16 protein-coding genes, 1 tRNA gene, 1 pseudogene and 1 riboswitch are annotated in these 13,603 nt (G+C 69.8%); of the genes and pseudogenes, 12 read left to right on the top strand and 6 right to left on the bottom strand.

The features are described 5' to 3' along the window. From Q0W60_RS16130 to Q0W60_RS16105, 6 genes and pseudogenes are all read left to right on the top strand, one after another. A pseudogene (locus Q0W60_RS16130) lies at positions 1-165 on the top strand (4-hydroxyphenylpyruvate dioxygenase); the annotation flags it as partial. A 5-nt stretch (positions 166-170) separates the two neighbouring features. Further along, on the top strand, positions 171-1,220 hold the full coding sequence (locus Q0W60_RS16125; protein ID WP_297697105.1) for an isoaspartyl peptidase/L-asparaginase: 1,050 nt from the start codon (positions 171-173) through the stop codon (positions 1,218-1,220). Next, the gene (locus Q0W60_RS16120; protein WP_297697104.1) at positions 1,220-2,353 is read left to right on the top strand and encodes a homogentisate 1,2-dioxygenase; all 1,134 of its coding nucleotides are present in this window, start codon (positions 1,220-1,222) and stop codon (positions 2,351-2,353) included. Before Q0W60_RS16125 ends, Q0W60_RS16120 begins: the two co-directional genes overlap by 1 nt. Positions 2,354-2,419: 66 nt before the next feature. Further along, positions 2,420-2,695: a hypothetical protein gene (locus tag Q0W60_RS16115; RefSeq protein WP_297697103.1), complete on the top strand. Its 276-nt coding sequence runs from the start codon at positions 2,420-2,422 to the stop codon at positions 2,693-2,695. Beyond that, positions 2,692-3,696 (top strand): fumarylacetoacetate hydrolase family protein, encoded by a 1,005-nt coding sequence (locus Q0W60_RS16110; RefSeq protein ID WP_297697102.1) that lies wholly within the window; start codon positions 2,692-2,694, stop codon positions 3,694-3,696. Before Q0W60_RS16115 ends, Q0W60_RS16110 begins: the two co-directional genes overlap by 4 nt. Further along, the gene (locus Q0W60_RS16105) at positions 3,693-4,202 is read left to right on the top strand and encodes a MarR family winged helix-turn-helix transcriptional regulator (RefSeq protein WP_297697101.1); all 510 of its coding nucleotides are present in this window, start codon (positions 3,693-3,695) and stop codon (positions 4,200-4,202) included. Before Q0W60_RS16110 ends, Q0W60_RS16105 begins: the two co-directional genes overlap by 4 nt. On the opposite strand, the gene Q0W60_RS16100 is transcribed toward Q0W60_RS16105, so the two are convergent. From Q0W60_RS16100 to Q0W60_RS16090, 3 genes are all read right to left on the bottom strand, one after another. Further along, positions 4,203-4,526: a hypothetical protein gene (locus tag Q0W60_RS16100; protein ID WP_297697100.1), complete on the bottom strand. Its 324-nt coding sequence runs from the start codon at positions 4,524-4,526 to the stop codon at positions 4,203-4,205. It lies immediately after the preceding gene. Positions 4,527-4,613: 87 nt separating this feature from the next. Beyond that, on the bottom strand, positions 4,614-6,485 hold the full coding sequence (locus Q0W60_RS16095; RefSeq protein ID WP_297697099.1) for a ferrous iron transporter B: 1,872 nt from the start codon (positions 6,483-6,485) through the stop codon (positions 4,614-4,616). Then, positions 6,482-6,808, bottom strand: coding sequence for a FeoA family protein (locus Q0W60_RS16090; RefSeq protein ID WP_297697106.1), 327 nt, complete (start codon positions 6,806-6,808; stop codon positions 6,482-6,484). The genes Q0W60_RS16095 and Q0W60_RS16090 overlap by 4 nt, the downstream gene beginning before the upstream one ends. Before the next feature lie 176 nt (positions 6,809-6,984). Here Q0W60_RS16090 and Q0W60_RS16085 point away from each other — a divergent pair. From Q0W60_RS16085 to Q0W60_RS16065, 5 genes are all read left to right on the top strand, one after another. Next, positions 6,985-7,070: transfer RNA gene (locus Q0W60_RS16085), tRNA-Leu, on the top strand. A 91-nt stretch (positions 7,071-7,161) separates the two neighbouring features. Then, positions 7,162-7,575 (top strand): cupin domain-containing protein, encoded by a 414-nt coding sequence (locus Q0W60_RS16080; RefSeq protein WP_297697098.1) that lies wholly within the window; start codon positions 7,162-7,164, stop codon positions 7,573-7,575. 104 nt (positions 7,576-7,679) lie between these two features. After that, positions 7,680-8,246: a tetratricopeptide repeat protein gene (locus Q0W60_RS16075; protein WP_297697097.1), complete on the top strand. Its 567-nt coding sequence runs from the start codon at positions 7,680-7,682 to the stop codon at positions 8,244-8,246. 53 nt (positions 8,247-8,299) lie between these two features. Then, positions 8,300-8,674, top strand: a complete 375-nt coding sequence (locus Q0W60_RS16070) for a hypothetical protein (protein ID WP_297697096.1) — start codon at positions 8,300-8,302, stop codon at positions 8,672-8,674. Positions 8,675-8,740: 66 nt separating this feature from the next. Then, positions 8,741-9,595, top strand: a complete 855-nt coding sequence (locus Q0W60_RS16065; protein WP_297697095.1) for a neutral zinc metallopeptidase — start codon at positions 8,741-8,743, stop codon at positions 9,593-9,595. A 4-nt stretch (positions 9,596-9,599) separates the two neighbouring features. Here Q0W60_RS16065 and Q0W60_RS16060 read toward each other — a convergent pair whose 3' ends face one another. From Q0W60_RS16060 to Q0W60_RS16050, 3 genes are read right to left on the bottom strand one after another with little or no spacing between them, the layout of a single operon-like run. Next, positions 9,600-10,301, bottom strand: coding sequence for an amino acid racemase (locus Q0W60_RS16060; protein ID WP_297697094.1), 702 nt, complete (start codon positions 10,299-10,301; stop codon positions 9,600-9,602). Further along, a complete protein-coding gene (locus tag Q0W60_RS16055; protein ID WP_297697093.1) occupies positions 10,298-11,317 on the bottom strand; it encodes a D-cysteine desulfhydrase in 1,020 nt (339 codons plus the stop codon). The genes Q0W60_RS16060 and Q0W60_RS16055 overlap by 4 nt, the downstream gene beginning before the upstream one ends. A 46-nt stretch (positions 11,318-11,363) precedes the next feature. Further along, entirely contained in the window at positions 11,364-11,816 is a 453-nt protein-coding gene (locus Q0W60_RS16050; protein WP_297697092.1) for a DUF6491 family protein, read from the bottom strand. A 96-nt stretch (positions 11,817-11,912) separates the two neighbouring features. After that, positions 11,913-12,020: riboswitch (TPP riboswitch) on the top strand. Positions 12,021-12,076: 56 nt separating this feature from the next. On the opposite strand from Q0W60_RS16050, the gene thiC reads away from it, so the two are divergent. Continuing rightward, the coding region (gene thiC, locus Q0W60_RS16045) for a phosphomethylpyrimidine synthase ThiC (RefSeq protein WP_297697091.1) at positions 12,077-13,603 on the top strand (1,527 nt) is incomplete at its 3' end.

Genomic DNA, 13,603 nt, shown 5'->3' with positions numbered 1-13,603 from the left:
CTGCTGCTGCAGATCTTCACCGAGAACATGATCGGGCCGATCTTCTTCGAGCTGATCCAGCGCAAGGGAAACGAGGGATTCGGCGAAGGCAACTTCAAGGCCCTGTTCGAGTCGATCGAGCTCGACCAGATCCGACGCGGGGTGCTTCCGGCCAAGAAGGAGTGAGCGTGATGCGGGGGCTTCTCGCGCTTGTGGCGGCGGTTGTGGCGGTGGCGGTGAGTTCGACGATGGCTGAGGCGGGACCGAAGTGGGCGATCGTGGTGCACGGCGGGGCCGGCGTCATCGAGCGCAAGGACCTCACGCCCGAGCAGGACAAGGCCTACCGCGCAGCCATGGCCCGGGTCACCGAGGCCGGCGCGGCGGTGCTGCGGAAAGGCGGCTCGGCGCTCGACGCAATCGAGGCCGCGATCCGCTTCATGGAGGACGACCCGCTGTTCAATGCCGGGCGGGGGGCGGTGTTCGCCGCCGACGGCCGCAACGAGCTCGATTCCTCGATCATGGATGGCAGGACGCTCGCCGCCGGCGCGGTGGCCGACGTCACCCGCACGCGGCACCCGATTTCGCTCGCGCGCGCGGTGATGGAGCACTCGCCGCACGTCTTCCTGGTCGGCGACGGCGCGGATGCATTCGCCAAGTCGCGCGGTCTCGAGCAGGTCGATCCGTCCTTTTTCTTCACCGAGCGCCGCTGGCGCTCGCTGGTGAGGGAGCTCGAGGAGCAGCAGCTGCCGATCCCGCCGCGTCCGCCCGGCGCGCCGGGCGCTTCGGAAGCGCGCGCGGCGCTTGCGCATGACGAGGGCAAGCACGGCACCGTCGGCGTCGTCGCGCTCGACGAGCACGGGGACATCGCCGCCGGCACCTCCACCGGCGGCACCACCGCCAAGCGCTGGGGCCGGGTGGGCGACAGCCCGGTCATCGGCGCCGGGACCTACGCTTCGAACGCCGCCTGCGCGGTTTCGGCCACCGGCACGGGCGAGTACTTCATCCGGCTCACCGTCGCGCGGACCATCTGCGCCCTCGTTCAGTACAAGGGCATGGGCCTGCAGGCCGCCGCCGACGAGGTGATCCAGAAGGAGCTCACCGCCATGCAGGGTGACGGCGGGGTGATCGCCATCGCGCCGGACGGCCAGATGGCCTGGAGCTTCAACACCTCGGGCATGTACCGGGCGAGGCTCGCCGACGGCCAGCCGCTGGTGGTGGGCATCTACAAGGACGATCCGTGATGGCCAGCCGCAACTGGATCCCGATCCGCGCCGCCCAGGGCGCCCACTCGCGCCAGGCCCACGCCGACCTGCCGGAGGGGACCTATGAGCGCGAGGTCTCCAAGGAAGGCTTCTTCGGCCCGGCGTCCTTCCTGCATCACAAGCATCCGCCCACCGGCTGGGTGAAGTTCGAAGGGCCGCTGCGGCCGCGCGCCTTCGATCTCGCTCGCCTGAACGCAGCGGAGCCCTCGCCCTGGGCGGCGGGCAAGGTGCTGTTCAACGCCGCCGTGGAGATCCGGTTCTGGAAGCTGGCCTCGGCGATGCCCAACCTCGCGCGCAACGCCGACGGCGACCAGCTGCTGTTCGTGCATGAGGGCGAGGGCGAGCTGTTCTGCGACTATGGGCGGCTCGCCTACCGGCCCGGCGACTATCTCTACCTGCCGCGCGGGACCATGTGGGGGCTGAAGCCGTCGACGCCGAACGCCATCCTGATGATCCAGGCGACCAACAGCCACTTCGGTCTTCCCGACAAGGGCCTGCTGGGCGGCCACGCCCTGTTCGATCCGGCCATGCTGGAGACGCCCGTCATGGACGCGGCGTTCCGCGCGCATCAGGACGAGCCGGGCGAGTTCACCGTCGAGATCAAGAAGCAGGACGAGGTGAGCCGCGTGACCTACCCCTACAACCCGCTCGACGCCGTGGGCTGGCACGGCGACCTCGCGCCGGTGCGGCTGAACGTGACGGACCTGCGCCCGGTCATGAGCCACCGCTATCACCTGCCGCCGTCGGTGCATTCGACCTTCGTCGCCGACCGGTTCGTCGTCTGCACCTTCACGCCCCGGCCTTTCGAGACCGATCCCGGCGCGCTGAAGGTCCCGTTCTTCCACAACAACGACGACTACGACGAGGTGTTGTTCTACCACGCCGGGGACTTCTTCAGCCGCGACCACATCGAGGCCGGGATGATGACCTTCCACCCCTCCGGCTTCACCCACGGGCCGCATCCGAAGGCGCTGAAGAACATGCTCAAGCAGCCGAAGCCCGCGACGGACGAATACGCCGTGATGGTCGACGCGCGCGATCCGCTGGACGTCGGCGAGGCCGCCGCGAGCGTCGAGAACCCCGGCTACGTCGACAGCTGGAAGGGCGCATGAGCCGCCTTCGGCAAGGCTTCGGAGGGCGGGTCCCGATGCTTCGTAGCTCCGGAGGGGCGAAGTAGGATGAGCCGGCTGGACGACGACCTGGCCGAGGCGGCGCGCGACGAGATGGAGCGGGCGCTGACGCTCGGTTGGCGCGAGCTCGCCCACCATACGCCCTGGGGCGACACCTTCGAGGGGTTCACGCCGGACGGCCGCGCCGTCTGCTTCGAGCGGAGCTACCTCTGGGAAGCCGCGCGGGGCGGCGACATCCGCGTCGAGGTGCATGTCTACGAGTCGCGCAGCTATGAGGCCGGCGTGCGCCTGACCCGGGCGATCCGGCGGGAGCCCGCGCAGTGAAGCTCGCCTCGCTGAAGGGCGGGCGCGACGGCCGCCTGGTGGTGGTCTCCAGCGACCTCGCCTGGTTCACCGACGCGAGCCACATCGCTCCCACTCTGCAGGCGGCGCTCGATCACTGGGGCCGCTGCGAGGCGGAGCTGCGCGGCCTGGGCGAGAGCCTGGAGCACGCCGCCGTGCCGCGCGAGCGCTTCCATGAGCATGCGGCGGCAAGTCCCCTGCCGCGCGCCTACCAGTGGGCTGACGGCTCGGCCTATGTGAACCACGTCCAGCTCGTCCGGAAGGCGCGCGGCGCCGAGATGCCGGAAAGCTTCTGGACCGATCCCCTGATGTACCAAGGGGGCTCGGACGGTTTTCTGGGGCCGCGCGATCCGATCCCGTTGCGGGACGCGGCCTGGGGCTGCGATCTGGAAGCGGAGATCGCGGTGATCACCGGCGATGTGCCGATGGGCGCGGATCCGAGCGCCGCCCTGGCCGCGATCCGCCTGGTCATGCTCTGCAACGACGTCAGTCTGCGCAACCTGATCCCGGGCGAGCTCGCCAAGTGCTTCGGCTTCTTCCAATCGAAGCCTGCCTCGGCCTTCTCGCCGGTGGCGGCGACGCCGGACGAGCTGGAGGGCTGGGGCGAGGGCATGCTCCACGGCGCGCTGGAGGTGGAGATCAACGGCCAGCCGCTCGGCCGCGCCGATCCCGGCGTCGACATGACCTTCGACTTCGGCGTCCTGATCGCCCATGCCGCGAAGACGCGGAGTCTCGGCGCCGGCACGATCGTGGGCTCGGGCACCGTCTCCAATCGCGGTCCCGACGGCGGCCCGGGGAGGCCCGTGGGCGAGGGCGGCGTGGGCTACTCCTGCCTGGCGGAGGTCCGCACCGTAGAGACGCTGCTGCACGGCGCGCCCAGGACGCCGTTCCTGACGCCGGGCGACGTCGTCCGGATCGAGATGCGCGACGCTCGTAGACGCTCGATCTTCGGCGCCATCGAGCAGGAGGTGATCGCCGCATGAGCCTCCTTCGCCAAGGCCCCGGACGCCTGCGAAGCTCGCAGGGCGAGGCAGGCCGGCTGCAGCTCGACGCCTACCTGCCCTATCGGCTGTCGGTGGCCTCGAACGCTGTGTCCGACCTGATCGCGCGAGCCTACCAGGACCGCTTCGGCCTGGCGGTGCCGCAATGGCGGCTGATCTGCGTGCTCGCCGAGGACGGCGCGCTGACACAGGGCCAGATCGTCGCCCGCACGGTCATGGACAAGGTCACCGTCAGCCGGGCGGCGCAGGGCCTGCTCGGACGGCGTCTGGTGACCCGGGTCGCGCACCGCGCCGATGGCCGCAGCCACGTCCTGGCGCTGTCGCGCGAGGGCGAGCGGCTCTATGCCGAGATCGCGCCGATGGCGCTGGCCTACGAGCAGGCGCTGATCGCCGGGCTCTCGCCGCGCGAGGTCGAGGACCTCAAACGCCTGCTGCTGCGGCTGCAGGCGACCGCCATGAAGCTCGCCGAGACGACATCCGCGGACTAGCTAGTGGACGAGGGCGGGTTCCGGCCGGACGCCCCAGCGGTGCGAGCCCTCGCCGAACGGCAGGTGGAAGCCGTAGGCGGCCCTTCTGCGCTCGTCGCGCCACGTCTCCTCGAAGGTGACGATGAGCGCGGCTTGCAGCTCCTCGGGGATTTGTCGGACGTCGTGGCCCATCGAGCGGGCCACTTGCTCAATCACCAACGCGCGGTGCGCTTCGCCGCCGAGCGCCAGCAGGACCTCGCGGACGCGCTTGGCGAGCACTTGCTTGCCCTTGCTCGGCGTTTTGCCGTGCGCGTGGTCGGAGGCTTGTTCCAGGATTTTTCCCATGGCGGGGTCACTCTGCCGCAGACTCGTTTAGCGCCGGGTTAAGGCTCAAGTTGAATGAGTGGTTAATGCAGCCTTGAGTGGTAGCGCTCAGGCTAGGCCGAATCCGGCGGCGACATGGTAGGTGACGAACGCCGCGACGTAGGCCAGCGCGGTCATGTAGCCGAAGGCCACGAGCGGCCAGCGCCAGGAGTTGGTCTCGCGCTTGATGACGCCCAGCGTCGAGACGCATTGCGGGGCGAAGACGTACCAGGCCAGGAAGGCCAGGCCCGTGGCGATCGACCAGTTGTGGGCCAGCGTCGTGGCGAGCGTCCCGGGCGCATTGCCCCCGCCCACCGCATAGACGGTGCCCAGCACGGCCACCGCCACCTCGCGGGCCGCGAAGCCGGGGATCAGGGCCACCGTCATCTGCCAGTTGAAGCCGATCGGCGCGAGCGCCGGCTGGATCACGTGGCCGATCGTCCCGGCCAACGAATAGTTGATCGCGGGTCCTGTCGCGCCGGGCGGGGAGGCCGGGAAGTTGGCCAGGAACCAGACCACGATCATCAGCGGGAAGATGATCCGTCCCGCGCGGCTCACGAAGATCTTGCCGCGGATGTAGAGGCTGCGCGCGACATTCTCCAGGTCGGGAGCCTTGTAGGTCGGCAGCTCCATCAGGAACGGCTCGACCGCGCCGCGCCAGAGAAACCGCCGGGTGATGAACGACACCGCCAGCGCCGAGGCGATGCCGGCCGCGTAGAGGCCGAACATGACCAGGCCCTGCAGGCTTATCACGCCGGCGAGGCGCCGGTCGGGGATGAAGGCCGAGATGATCAGGGTGTAGACCGGGATCCTCGCCGAGCAGGTCATCAGGGGCGCGACCAGGATGGTCGTCAGCCGGTCGCGTTTGTTGTCGATCACGCGCGTCGCCATGATCCCGGGGATCGCGCAGGCGAAACTCGAGAGCAGTGGAATGAACGCCCGCCCGTGCAGACCTGCGCCGCCCATGATGCGGTCCATCAGGAAAGCGGCGCGCGCCATGTAGCCGAAGTCTTCCAAGAGGATGATGAACAGGAAGAGCACCAGGATCTGCGGCAGGAACACCAGCACCGAGCCCACGCCTGAGATCACCCCGTCCACCAGGAAGCCGCGCAACAGGCCCTCCGGCAGGTGGCCGGCGATGAACGCGCCCGCCGCCTGGAAGCCGTTGTCGATGAGGTCCTTCGGGACCTCGGCCCAGGTGAACACGGCCTGGAACATCAGGAACAGGACCGCGAACAGGATCGCGAGCCCTGCGATCGGATGCAGCAGCACCGCGTCGATCTTGCCGGTCAGCGTGTCGGGCCGCTCGGGTGGGCGGACATAGGTCTTGAGGATGCGCTGGGCTTGCCGGTGCGCCTGGCGGATCTCCTGCGCGGAAGGCTCGCGCCACTGGCTCTCGGGCGCGAGCGCGCCTGCGCGGGCCAGCGCGTCGACCGTGCCGACGAGGTCCTCGATGCCGCGCTTGCGCGTCGCCACGGTGGTCACGACCGGGCAGCCCAGCTCGCGGGCCAGGCCTTCGAGGTCGATCCGCAGGCCCTGGCGCTGGGCGATGTCGTACATGTTGAGGGCCAGCACCATCGGCCGGCCGACCGCCTTCAGCTCCAGGATCAGCCTGAGGACGAGCCGCAGGTTGGTGGCGTCCGCCACGCAGACGAGCACCTCCGGCGCCTGTTCGCCGGCAAGCTTGCCGAGCACGGCGTCGCGGGTCACCGCCTCGTCGGGGCTGCGGGCGCGCAGCGAGTAGGTGCCGGGCAGGTCGAGCACCGAGAGACTTCGCCCGTCGGGCGTGAGAAGCTGACCTTCCTTCCGCTCGACCGTCACGCCGGCGTAGTTGGCGACCTTCTGGCGCGCGCCGGTCAGCGCGTTGAACAGGGCGGTCTTGCCGGAATTCGGATTGCCGACCAACGCCACCCGCGCGGGCCGTAACGCCGCTTCGCTCATCGCCGGTCCAGCAGGATCCAGACGTCCTCGGCGTCGCGGCGGCGAAGCGCGACGCGCATGTCGTCCAGCCGCACCGCGATCGGATCCTTGCGGATCGCGCCCTCGTGGAGCACCTCGATCTCGGCGCCTTCGACGAAGCCGAATTCGAGCAGCCGCCGCTGCAGTTCCTCGACGCCGACGCCGTGGTCGCCAGGATGGGTCTCGGCGCGCACCTCCGCGATGATGCCGCGGTGGCCGGGCCTGGCTTGCGACAGCCGCACCAGTTGCCCGGCGGCCTCGGCCTGCACAGGCGGTGTGGTCTCGACCCCCGGTTCGGCGATCATGTCGTGCATGGAGAAGCGCACTCTTCCGCTGACGCTCTTGCGACTGATTATCATTTACGCTTCGACGGACCCGAATACAAGTCCGTGGCCCGACTTAGCGCCGCAGACATTGACGTCGCTCAAACGCCGCCCGCGTTGACCCTGTAGCGGCCATGGCTAGAGTGCCGGCCGCCCTGGCCCCAGTGGCGAAATGGTAGACGCGGCAGACTCAAAATCTGTTGTCCGCAAGGACGTGTTGGTTCGAGTCCGACCTGGGGCACCACGGCTGGATGACGCGCGCGGGCGTGACCACCCGCCCGCAAGATCATCTTGCCGAATGATCCCCGGGATGGACCAGGACGGAGGAGCAACTGATGAAGCGCAGCCTGTGGATCGGCCTGGCGGCCGCGATTTTCGGAAGTCTCGCGTGCGGCGCGGCCGACGCGGCCGCGACCGTGGCGCCGAAGGGAAAGCATGCGCTCGCCGGCGATCAGGTGCTTACGGCGCTCACCGTGTCCTATGCGCCGGGCGAGACCTCGGGTCCGCACCGTCACGGCGCGGCCGCCTATGTCTACGTGCTCTCCGGCGAGATACGCAGCCAGGTCGAAGGCGAGCGGGCGCCGCGCATCTACAAGGCGGGCGAGAGTTGGTTCGAGCCGGCTGGGGCGCATCACCTGGTGAGCGGCAACGCGAGCCGCACGGCGCCGGCCAGCATGCTGGTCGTCTTCGTGGGGCCGGCGGACGCGGTGCTCACGACGCCGGACAAGCCGTCCGCGGCGCCCGATTGACCTCACGGAAGCTGTGCGTTGACAGCCCTCGGCCCGAGGAGGAGTCTTTTGTGGAACATCGGTACGCGGTCCGGGGAAGCTGCGCCGACTTGCGGAGAAGGCCCATGAACCGGCTGAACCTTTCCTTGAGCGTGCTGGCGGCATCGGCGGCCCTCGCGGCCGCCGGATCGGCGCGCGCGTCCGTGACGGTGATCGGCGGCGGCCTCGCAGAGGCCTGCTCGCACGCCGCGATGCACGGCGCGTCCAGCTATCGCGATGAGCAGGTCTGCACCAGTGCGCTCGACACCGAGTTTCTCAGCCCGCGAGATCGGGCGGGCACCTATGTGAACCGGGGGATCATGAAGTTGCGCCGGATGGAGTGGGATGGCGCGATGAAGGACCTCAACATGGCGCTGAGGTACAAGCCGGACCTCGGCGAGATCTACGTGAACCGCGGGGCGGTGTTCATCGCCGAGCATCGCTACTCCGATGGCCTGGCGGACCTGAACAAGGGCATCAGCCTCGGCGTCGAAGAGCCGGAGAAGGCCTACTACAATCGGGCGCTCGCCTACGAGGGCCTGGACGACGTCAAGTCCGCCTACTTCGACTACCAGAAGGCGCTGGAGATCGCGCCCAACTGGGCCGCGCCGAAGCAGGAACTCACTCGCTTCCACGTCACCCGCCGCGAGTAGCGGCGGCGCTCGGTCTTCCCCATCTGGGGAGGACGTCCTGTGTGAGCCGTTCCATGCGCCCCGCCGCCCTCCTCGCCGTCCTGTTGGCCGCCGCCGGCTCCCCGGCGCTGGCGCAGTCCTTCCACCCCTTGCCGCCGCAGACCCCGATCCAGCCGCAGTACAACGAGCTCTGGGCGCAGCAGGAGATGGCGCGCCAGCAAGCGATCGCGCTGCAGAACCAGCTCACCGCGGTCGAGGCGCAGCAGCGCACGGACGAGGCGATCGCCAACGTCCAGGCGCAACGGATCAATCCGCGCCTGCCGCTGCCGGACGCGACCGGCGCGACGGCGCTCCCCAGCATCGACGCCGGCACGTTGGCCTCCATCCCCGACGCCGCGCTCGCCGAGTCCAACAAGCGAGTGCTCGACGCCGCCCAGAACCGCCGCTGAGCCGAAGGAGCGCGCCGCGGCGCTTTGCGTTTATCCTCGCCTGAGGCCTGCGCGCGGAGACCGGACATGGAGTGGGAAGGCGGCCGAGAATCCGGCGATGTCGAGGATCGGCGGGGGCTTGGTCCCGCCCACATCGGCGGCATCGGCGCGGGCGGGGTCGTGCTCGCGCTGATCGGCTACTTCGTTTTCGGCATCAGCCCGTCCAGCACCTTGAGCGCGCTGTCCGGCGGCGGCGGGGCGCCGGTCGAGCAGCAGCAGGGGGTCCGCGGCACGCCGGCCGACCACGCCGGCCGCTTCGTGGACGTCGTCTCGACCTCGGTGAACGATGTCTGGACCCAGATCTTCCGCAAGCAGGGCCGCAGCTACCGGCCGCCGGCGGCGGTGGTGCTCTACGATCAGGCGACCGGCACCGGCTGCGGCCTCGGCCAGTCGGCGATGGGGCCGTTCTATTGCCCGAACGACCAGAAGGTCTACCTGGACCTCGCCTTCTGGCAGGAGCTCTCCGGCCGCTTCGGCGCACAGGGCGATGCGGCGCGCGCCTATGTGATCGCCCATGAGATCGGCCATCACGTGCAGAACCTGCTGGGCGAAACCCGTCAGGCCGAGCGCCTGGGCGCGCACGGCCCGACCAGCGGCTCGGTGCGGCTGGAGCTGCAGGCCGACTGCTACGCCGGCGTCTGGGCGGCGCACGCCGCGGAGGTCTCCGGCGGCAAGGTCGCGCTGGATCCCAAGGACATCGAGGACGGCTTGCGCGCCGCCTCGGCGGTCGGCGACGACACCCTGCAGAAGGAGACCCAGGGCCAGGTGGTCCCAGACAGCTTCACCCACGGAACGTCGGCCCAGCGGACGCGCTGGTTCCACACCGGCGTGACGACCGGCGATCCGGCCGCCTGCGACACGTTCGGGGCCGATTCCCTGTGACTCGCTAGACCGGAAGGGCGGGCACGGCCTCCATCCCGAGGCAGACGGCGACGCAGCGCTTGGCGAGCAGCTCGGACGGCTCGACGAACTCCACCCTGAGGTCGTCGGCGCCCATCACCAGCGGGACCTCCGTGCAGCCGGCGATGACCACTTCTGCGCCTTGCGCGACCAGCTCCTTGGCCAGCCCGGCCATTTCGCGGCGGACCTCGGGTCCGGTGTCGCCGGCCTTGATGCGGTAGAGCGCCTGCATGAACGCCTCCTGCCGCTCGGAGGGCAGGGTGACGAGGCCCATCGCCTGGGCCGCCAGGTACTCCCGGTAGAGCTTGACGGCGCCGCGCGTGCCGAGCACGCCGGCCCGCATCGCGCCGCCGCGCGCGGCCGCCCGCGCGGCGGTTTCGATCATGTCGACCAGCGGCAGGCCCGAGGCCCGCTGGATCATCCCGGCGTAGGCGTGGGCGGTGTTGCAGGCGATCGCCAGCACCTCGGCGCCGGCCCCCCTGAGTGCGCCCGCCATCTCGGCGAGCAGAGGGCCCGCGAGCGAGCCCGGCGCGTTGCGGTCCGGCACCTTGGGATTGATGTCGACCAGCACCCGGATGTGGTCCTGGTCCTGCTCGGCCGGGGTGTAGGCCTGCAGCTTCTGCAGGAAGTCGAGGGTCGCGGCCGGGCCCATGCCGCCGAGGACCCCCAAGGTCAGGCTTCCGGTCATGCGAGCTTGCCCTCCAGCTCGGTCTGGTAGCCGAACAGGCCCTGGGCTCCGCCGGTGTGCAGGAAGACCACCGTCTCGCCGTCGAAGGCGCCTTTGCGGGCGAGGGCGATCAGCCCCTTCATGGCCTTGCCGGTATAGACCGGGTCGAGCACGAGGCCGTCGGTGCGCGCGGCGAGCGTCAGGGCCTCGACCACCTCCTCGTCGATCAGACCGTAGCCGCGGCCCACGTAGTTGCAGTCGGCCACGACCATCTCCCGGGTGACGCGCTCCCGATGCCCCAGGAGCTCGGCGGTGTCCTGCGCCAGCCTGAAGACGTTGGCCTCCTGCACGTCCTTCGGCGCGCGCACGCCGATCCCGAGCACCGGGATGTCGGCGCCCATCACGGCGAGGCCGGCCACCAGGCCCGCGTGGGTGCCTGCGCTGCCGGTGGCGGTGACGATGCGGTCGATCTCCAGCCCGATCTCATTGGCCTGGCCGACCAGCTCCATGGCGCACTCGACGTAGCCGAGGGCGCCGATGATGTTGGAGCCGCCGCCGGGGATCACATAGGGCCGGCCGCCCCGATCGGCGACCTCGCTCGCGACGTCGGCCAGCGCCTGGTTCATGTCGGTCCCGCCCGGCACGGTGCGGATCCTCGCCCCCAGCAGTTCGTCCAGCAGCACATTGCCGGAGTGGTTGTAGTCCTGGGCGTTCGAACCGGTGCGGTGCTCGAGGATTATCTCGCAGGCGAGCCCGAACTTGGCCGCCGCCGCCGCGGTCTGGCGCACGTGGTTCGACTGCACCGCGCCCTGGGTGATCAGCGTGTCGGCGTCGTTGGCGAGCGCGTCGCCGAGCAGATACTCGAGCTTGCGGGTCTTGTTGCCGCCGCCGGCCAGACCTGTGCAGTCGTCGCGCTTGACCCAGAGGTTCGGCCCGCCGCCGCCCTTGGTCATCAGGGCTTCAGTCAGCCGCGGCAGGGTTTCGAGCGGCGTGGGAAGGTGCGCGAAGCGCACGGGTGCGAAGCGGGCGAGGTGCATGACCCCGCCCTAGCATTCATGCCGGGGTTAGGCGACCGGTTCGGAGCTATGGCCGGAGCTTCGGCGGCAGGGCGGCCACCTGGTCCGGGGTGAGCGGGGTGATCGCGCTCACGATGCAGTGGTTGACGACGCCGCCGCCCACCCGCACGCCGACATCGAGGTCGATCGGATGGCAGACGTAGGTCGAGCCCGGTGGCTCGCGCATGATGATCGGATCGCTCGACGTGGCGCCGGCCAGGCACGCTCCGGAGAGATCGATCCGATAGACCGCGCGGTTGTATACATTGATGTAGAGCGTGTGGTCGTCGGCCACCGTGTGGTTTTTGATGTCATAGGTGCGGAAGCAGGCCGGGGCCACCGCGACCGCAGGCACGCCATAGGCGGGGGCGACCGCCACCGCGCCGGGCGGCGGCGGGGGGGCTGCGGGATAGTAGTCTTCGCAGGCGGCCAGGCCCAAGGCGGCGGCGCCGAGCGCGCCAAGGACGACGAGAGTCTTCATGACGTAACTCCTCTGGACGGGTGAACCTAGCACGCCTGCGCTTGTTCCGATCATTAGGAAAAGTGGTTGGCGACCGGGTGCGCGCGGGCCTAACGTCAGCCCTCCTCGGGGCGCCGCCGGAGCGGCTGAGAGGCGGGTTCTTCCCCGCGACCCGTCGAACCTGATCCGGGTCATGCCGGCGAAGGGAAGGGAACTCAGCTCCTGACCCGACGCCCCCCGCCTTTCGTTGGCGTGGCCCGCCCGAGCCTAGGAGCCGCGCCATGAAAAAGCCCGCCGGCAAGCTGGATTCCGCCGCCGTCCCCACCGGCGAACGCCCCGGTTCGCGCAAGGTCTATCAGCCCGGCGTCATGTGGCCCGACATCCGCGTGCCGTTCCGCGAGGTCGCGGTCCATCCGTCCGCCGGTGAGCCGCCGCTCACCCTCTACGACCCCTCGGGGCCATATACCGACCCGACCGTCGCCATCGATATCGAAAAAGGCCTCGCGAAAACCCGCGAGCCCTGGGTCGTCTCGCGCGGCGACGTCGAGATCGTCGACGACCCGCGGGAGGTGAAGCCTGAGGACAACGGCTTCGCCCAGGGCGCGGCGCTCGCGCCGCAGTTTACCGCCCCCCGCCGGGTCTATCGCGCCAGGGCCGGTCAGTCGGTCACCCAGCTGGACTACGCGCGGCGCGGCGTCGTGACGCCGGAGATGGAGTTCGTGGCGATCCGCGAGAACCTGCGCCGCCAGGCCCGCGATCCCGCGATCCGCGACGGCGAGGGCTTCGGCGCCGAGATCCCCGATCTCTGCACGCCGGAGTTCGTCCGCGACGAGGTGGCCCGCGGCCGAGCGATCATCCCGGCCAACATCAACCACACAGAGCTCGAGCCGATGGCGATCGGCCGGAATTTCCTGGTCAAGGTCAACGCCAACATCGGCAATTCGGCCGTGCTCTCCACCGTCGCCGACGAGGTCGACAAGATGGTCTGGGCGATCCGCTGGGGCGCCGACACCGTCATGGACCTCTCCACCGGCCGCAACATCCACAACATCCGCGACTGGATCGTGCGCAACTCGCCGGCGCCGATCGGCACCGTGCCGATCTACCAGGCGCTTGAGAAGGTGAACGGCATCGCCGAGGACCTCACCTGGGAGGTGTTCCGCGACACCCTCGTCGAGCAGGCCGAGCAGGGCGTGGACTATTTCACCATCCACGCCGGCGTCAGGCTGCCGTTCATCCCGCTGACGGCGAAGCGGGTCACCGGCATCGTCTCGCGCGGCGGCTCGATCATGGCCAAGTGGTGCCTGGCGCACCACCGGGAGAACTTCCTCTACGAGCGGTTTGCGGACATCTGCGAGATCATGCGGGCCTACGACGTCTCGTTCTCGCTGGGCGACGGCCTCAGGCCCGGCTCGATCGCCGACGCCAACGACGAGGCCCAGTTCGCCGAGCTCCGCACCCTGGGCGAGCTCACCAAGATCGCCTGGGCGCACGGCGTCCAGACCATGATCGAGGGCCCCGGCCACGTGCCGATGCACAAGATCAAGGCCAACATGGACGAGCAGCTGAAGCACTGCCACGAGGCGCCGTTCTACACGCTCGGCCCGCTGACCACCGACGTGGCGCCCGGTTACGACCACATCACCAGCGCGATCGGCGCGGCCATGATCGGCTGGTTCGGCACGGCGATGCTCTGCTACGTGACGCCCAAGGAGCACCTGGGCCTGCCCGACCGGCAGGACGTCAAGGACGGGGTGATCGCCTACAAGATCGCCGCCCACGCCGCCGACCTGGCCAAGGGCCATCCG

Origin of the sequence: Phenylobacterium sp., from assembly GCF_025934275.1 — a bacterium.
Taxonomy (GTDB): Bacteria; Pseudomonadota; Alphaproteobacteria; order Caulobacterales; family Caulobacteraceae; genus Phenylobacterium.
Note: the sequence above shows the minus strand (reverse complement) of the source record. Positions and strands in the feature narration are given on the sequence as shown.

What these genes read in the sequence shown, in the direction of transcription:
- Q0W60_RS16120 (WP_297697104.1), top strand. Translation starts at nt 1,220, where the DNA reads ATGGCCAGCCGCAACTGGATCCCGATCCGCGCCGCCCAGGGCGCCCAC.
- Q0W60_RS16100 (WP_297697100.1), bottom strand. Translation starts at nt 4,526, where the DNA reads ATGGGAAAAATCCTGGAACAAGCCTCCGACCACGCGCACGGCAAAACG.
- Q0W60_RS16095 (WP_297697099.1), bottom strand. Translation starts at nt 6,485, where the DNA reads ATGAGCGAAGCGGCGTTACGGCCCGCGCGGGTGGCGTTGGTCGGCAAT.
- Q0W60_RS16065 (WP_297697095.1), top strand. Translation starts at nt 8,741, where the DNA reads ATGGAGTGGGAAGGCGGCCGAGAATCCGGCGATGTCGAGGATCGGCGG.
- Q0W60_RS16105 (WP_297697101.1), top strand. Translation starts at nt 3,693, where the DNA reads ATGAGCCTCCTTCGCCAAGGCCCCGGACGCCTGCGAAGCTCGCAGGGC.
- Q0W60_RS16090 (WP_297697106.1), bottom strand. Translation starts at nt 6,808, where the DNA reads ATGATCGCCGAACCGGGGGTCGAGACCACACCGCCTGTGCAGGCCGAG.
- Q0W60_RS16080 (WP_297697098.1), top strand. Translation starts at nt 7,162, where the DNA reads ATGAAGCGCAGCCTGTGGATCGGCCTGGCGGCCGCGATTTTCGGAAGT.
- Q0W60_RS16125 (WP_297697105.1), top strand. Translation starts at nt 171, where the DNA reads ATGCGGGGGCTTCTCGCGCTTGTGGCGGCGGTTGTGGCGGTGGCGGTG.
- Q0W60_RS16070 (WP_297697096.1), top strand. Translation starts at nt 8,300, where the DNA reads ATGCGCCCCGCCGCCCTCCTCGCCGTCCTGTTGGCCGCCGCCGGCTCC.
- Q0W60_RS16075 (WP_297697097.1), top strand. Translation starts at nt 7,680, where the DNA reads ATGAACCGGCTGAACCTTTCCTTGAGCGTGCTGGCGGCATCGGCGGCC.
- Q0W60_RS16055 (WP_297697093.1), bottom strand. Translation starts at nt 11,317, where the DNA reads ATGCACCTCGCCCGCTTCGCACCCGTGCGCTTCGCGCACCTTCCCACG.
- Q0W60_RS16050 (WP_297697092.1), bottom strand. Translation starts at nt 11,816, where the DNA reads ATGAAGACTCTCGTCGTCCTTGGCGCGCTCGGCGCCGCCGCCTTGGGC.
- Q0W60_RS16115 (WP_297697103.1), top strand. Translation starts at nt 2,420, where the DNA reads ATGAGCCGGCTGGACGACGACCTGGCCGAGGCGGCGCGCGACGAGATG.
- Q0W60_RS16060 (WP_297697094.1), bottom strand. Translation starts at nt 10,301, where the DNA reads ATGACCGGAAGCCTGACCTTGGGGGTCCTCGGCGGCATGGGCCCGGCC.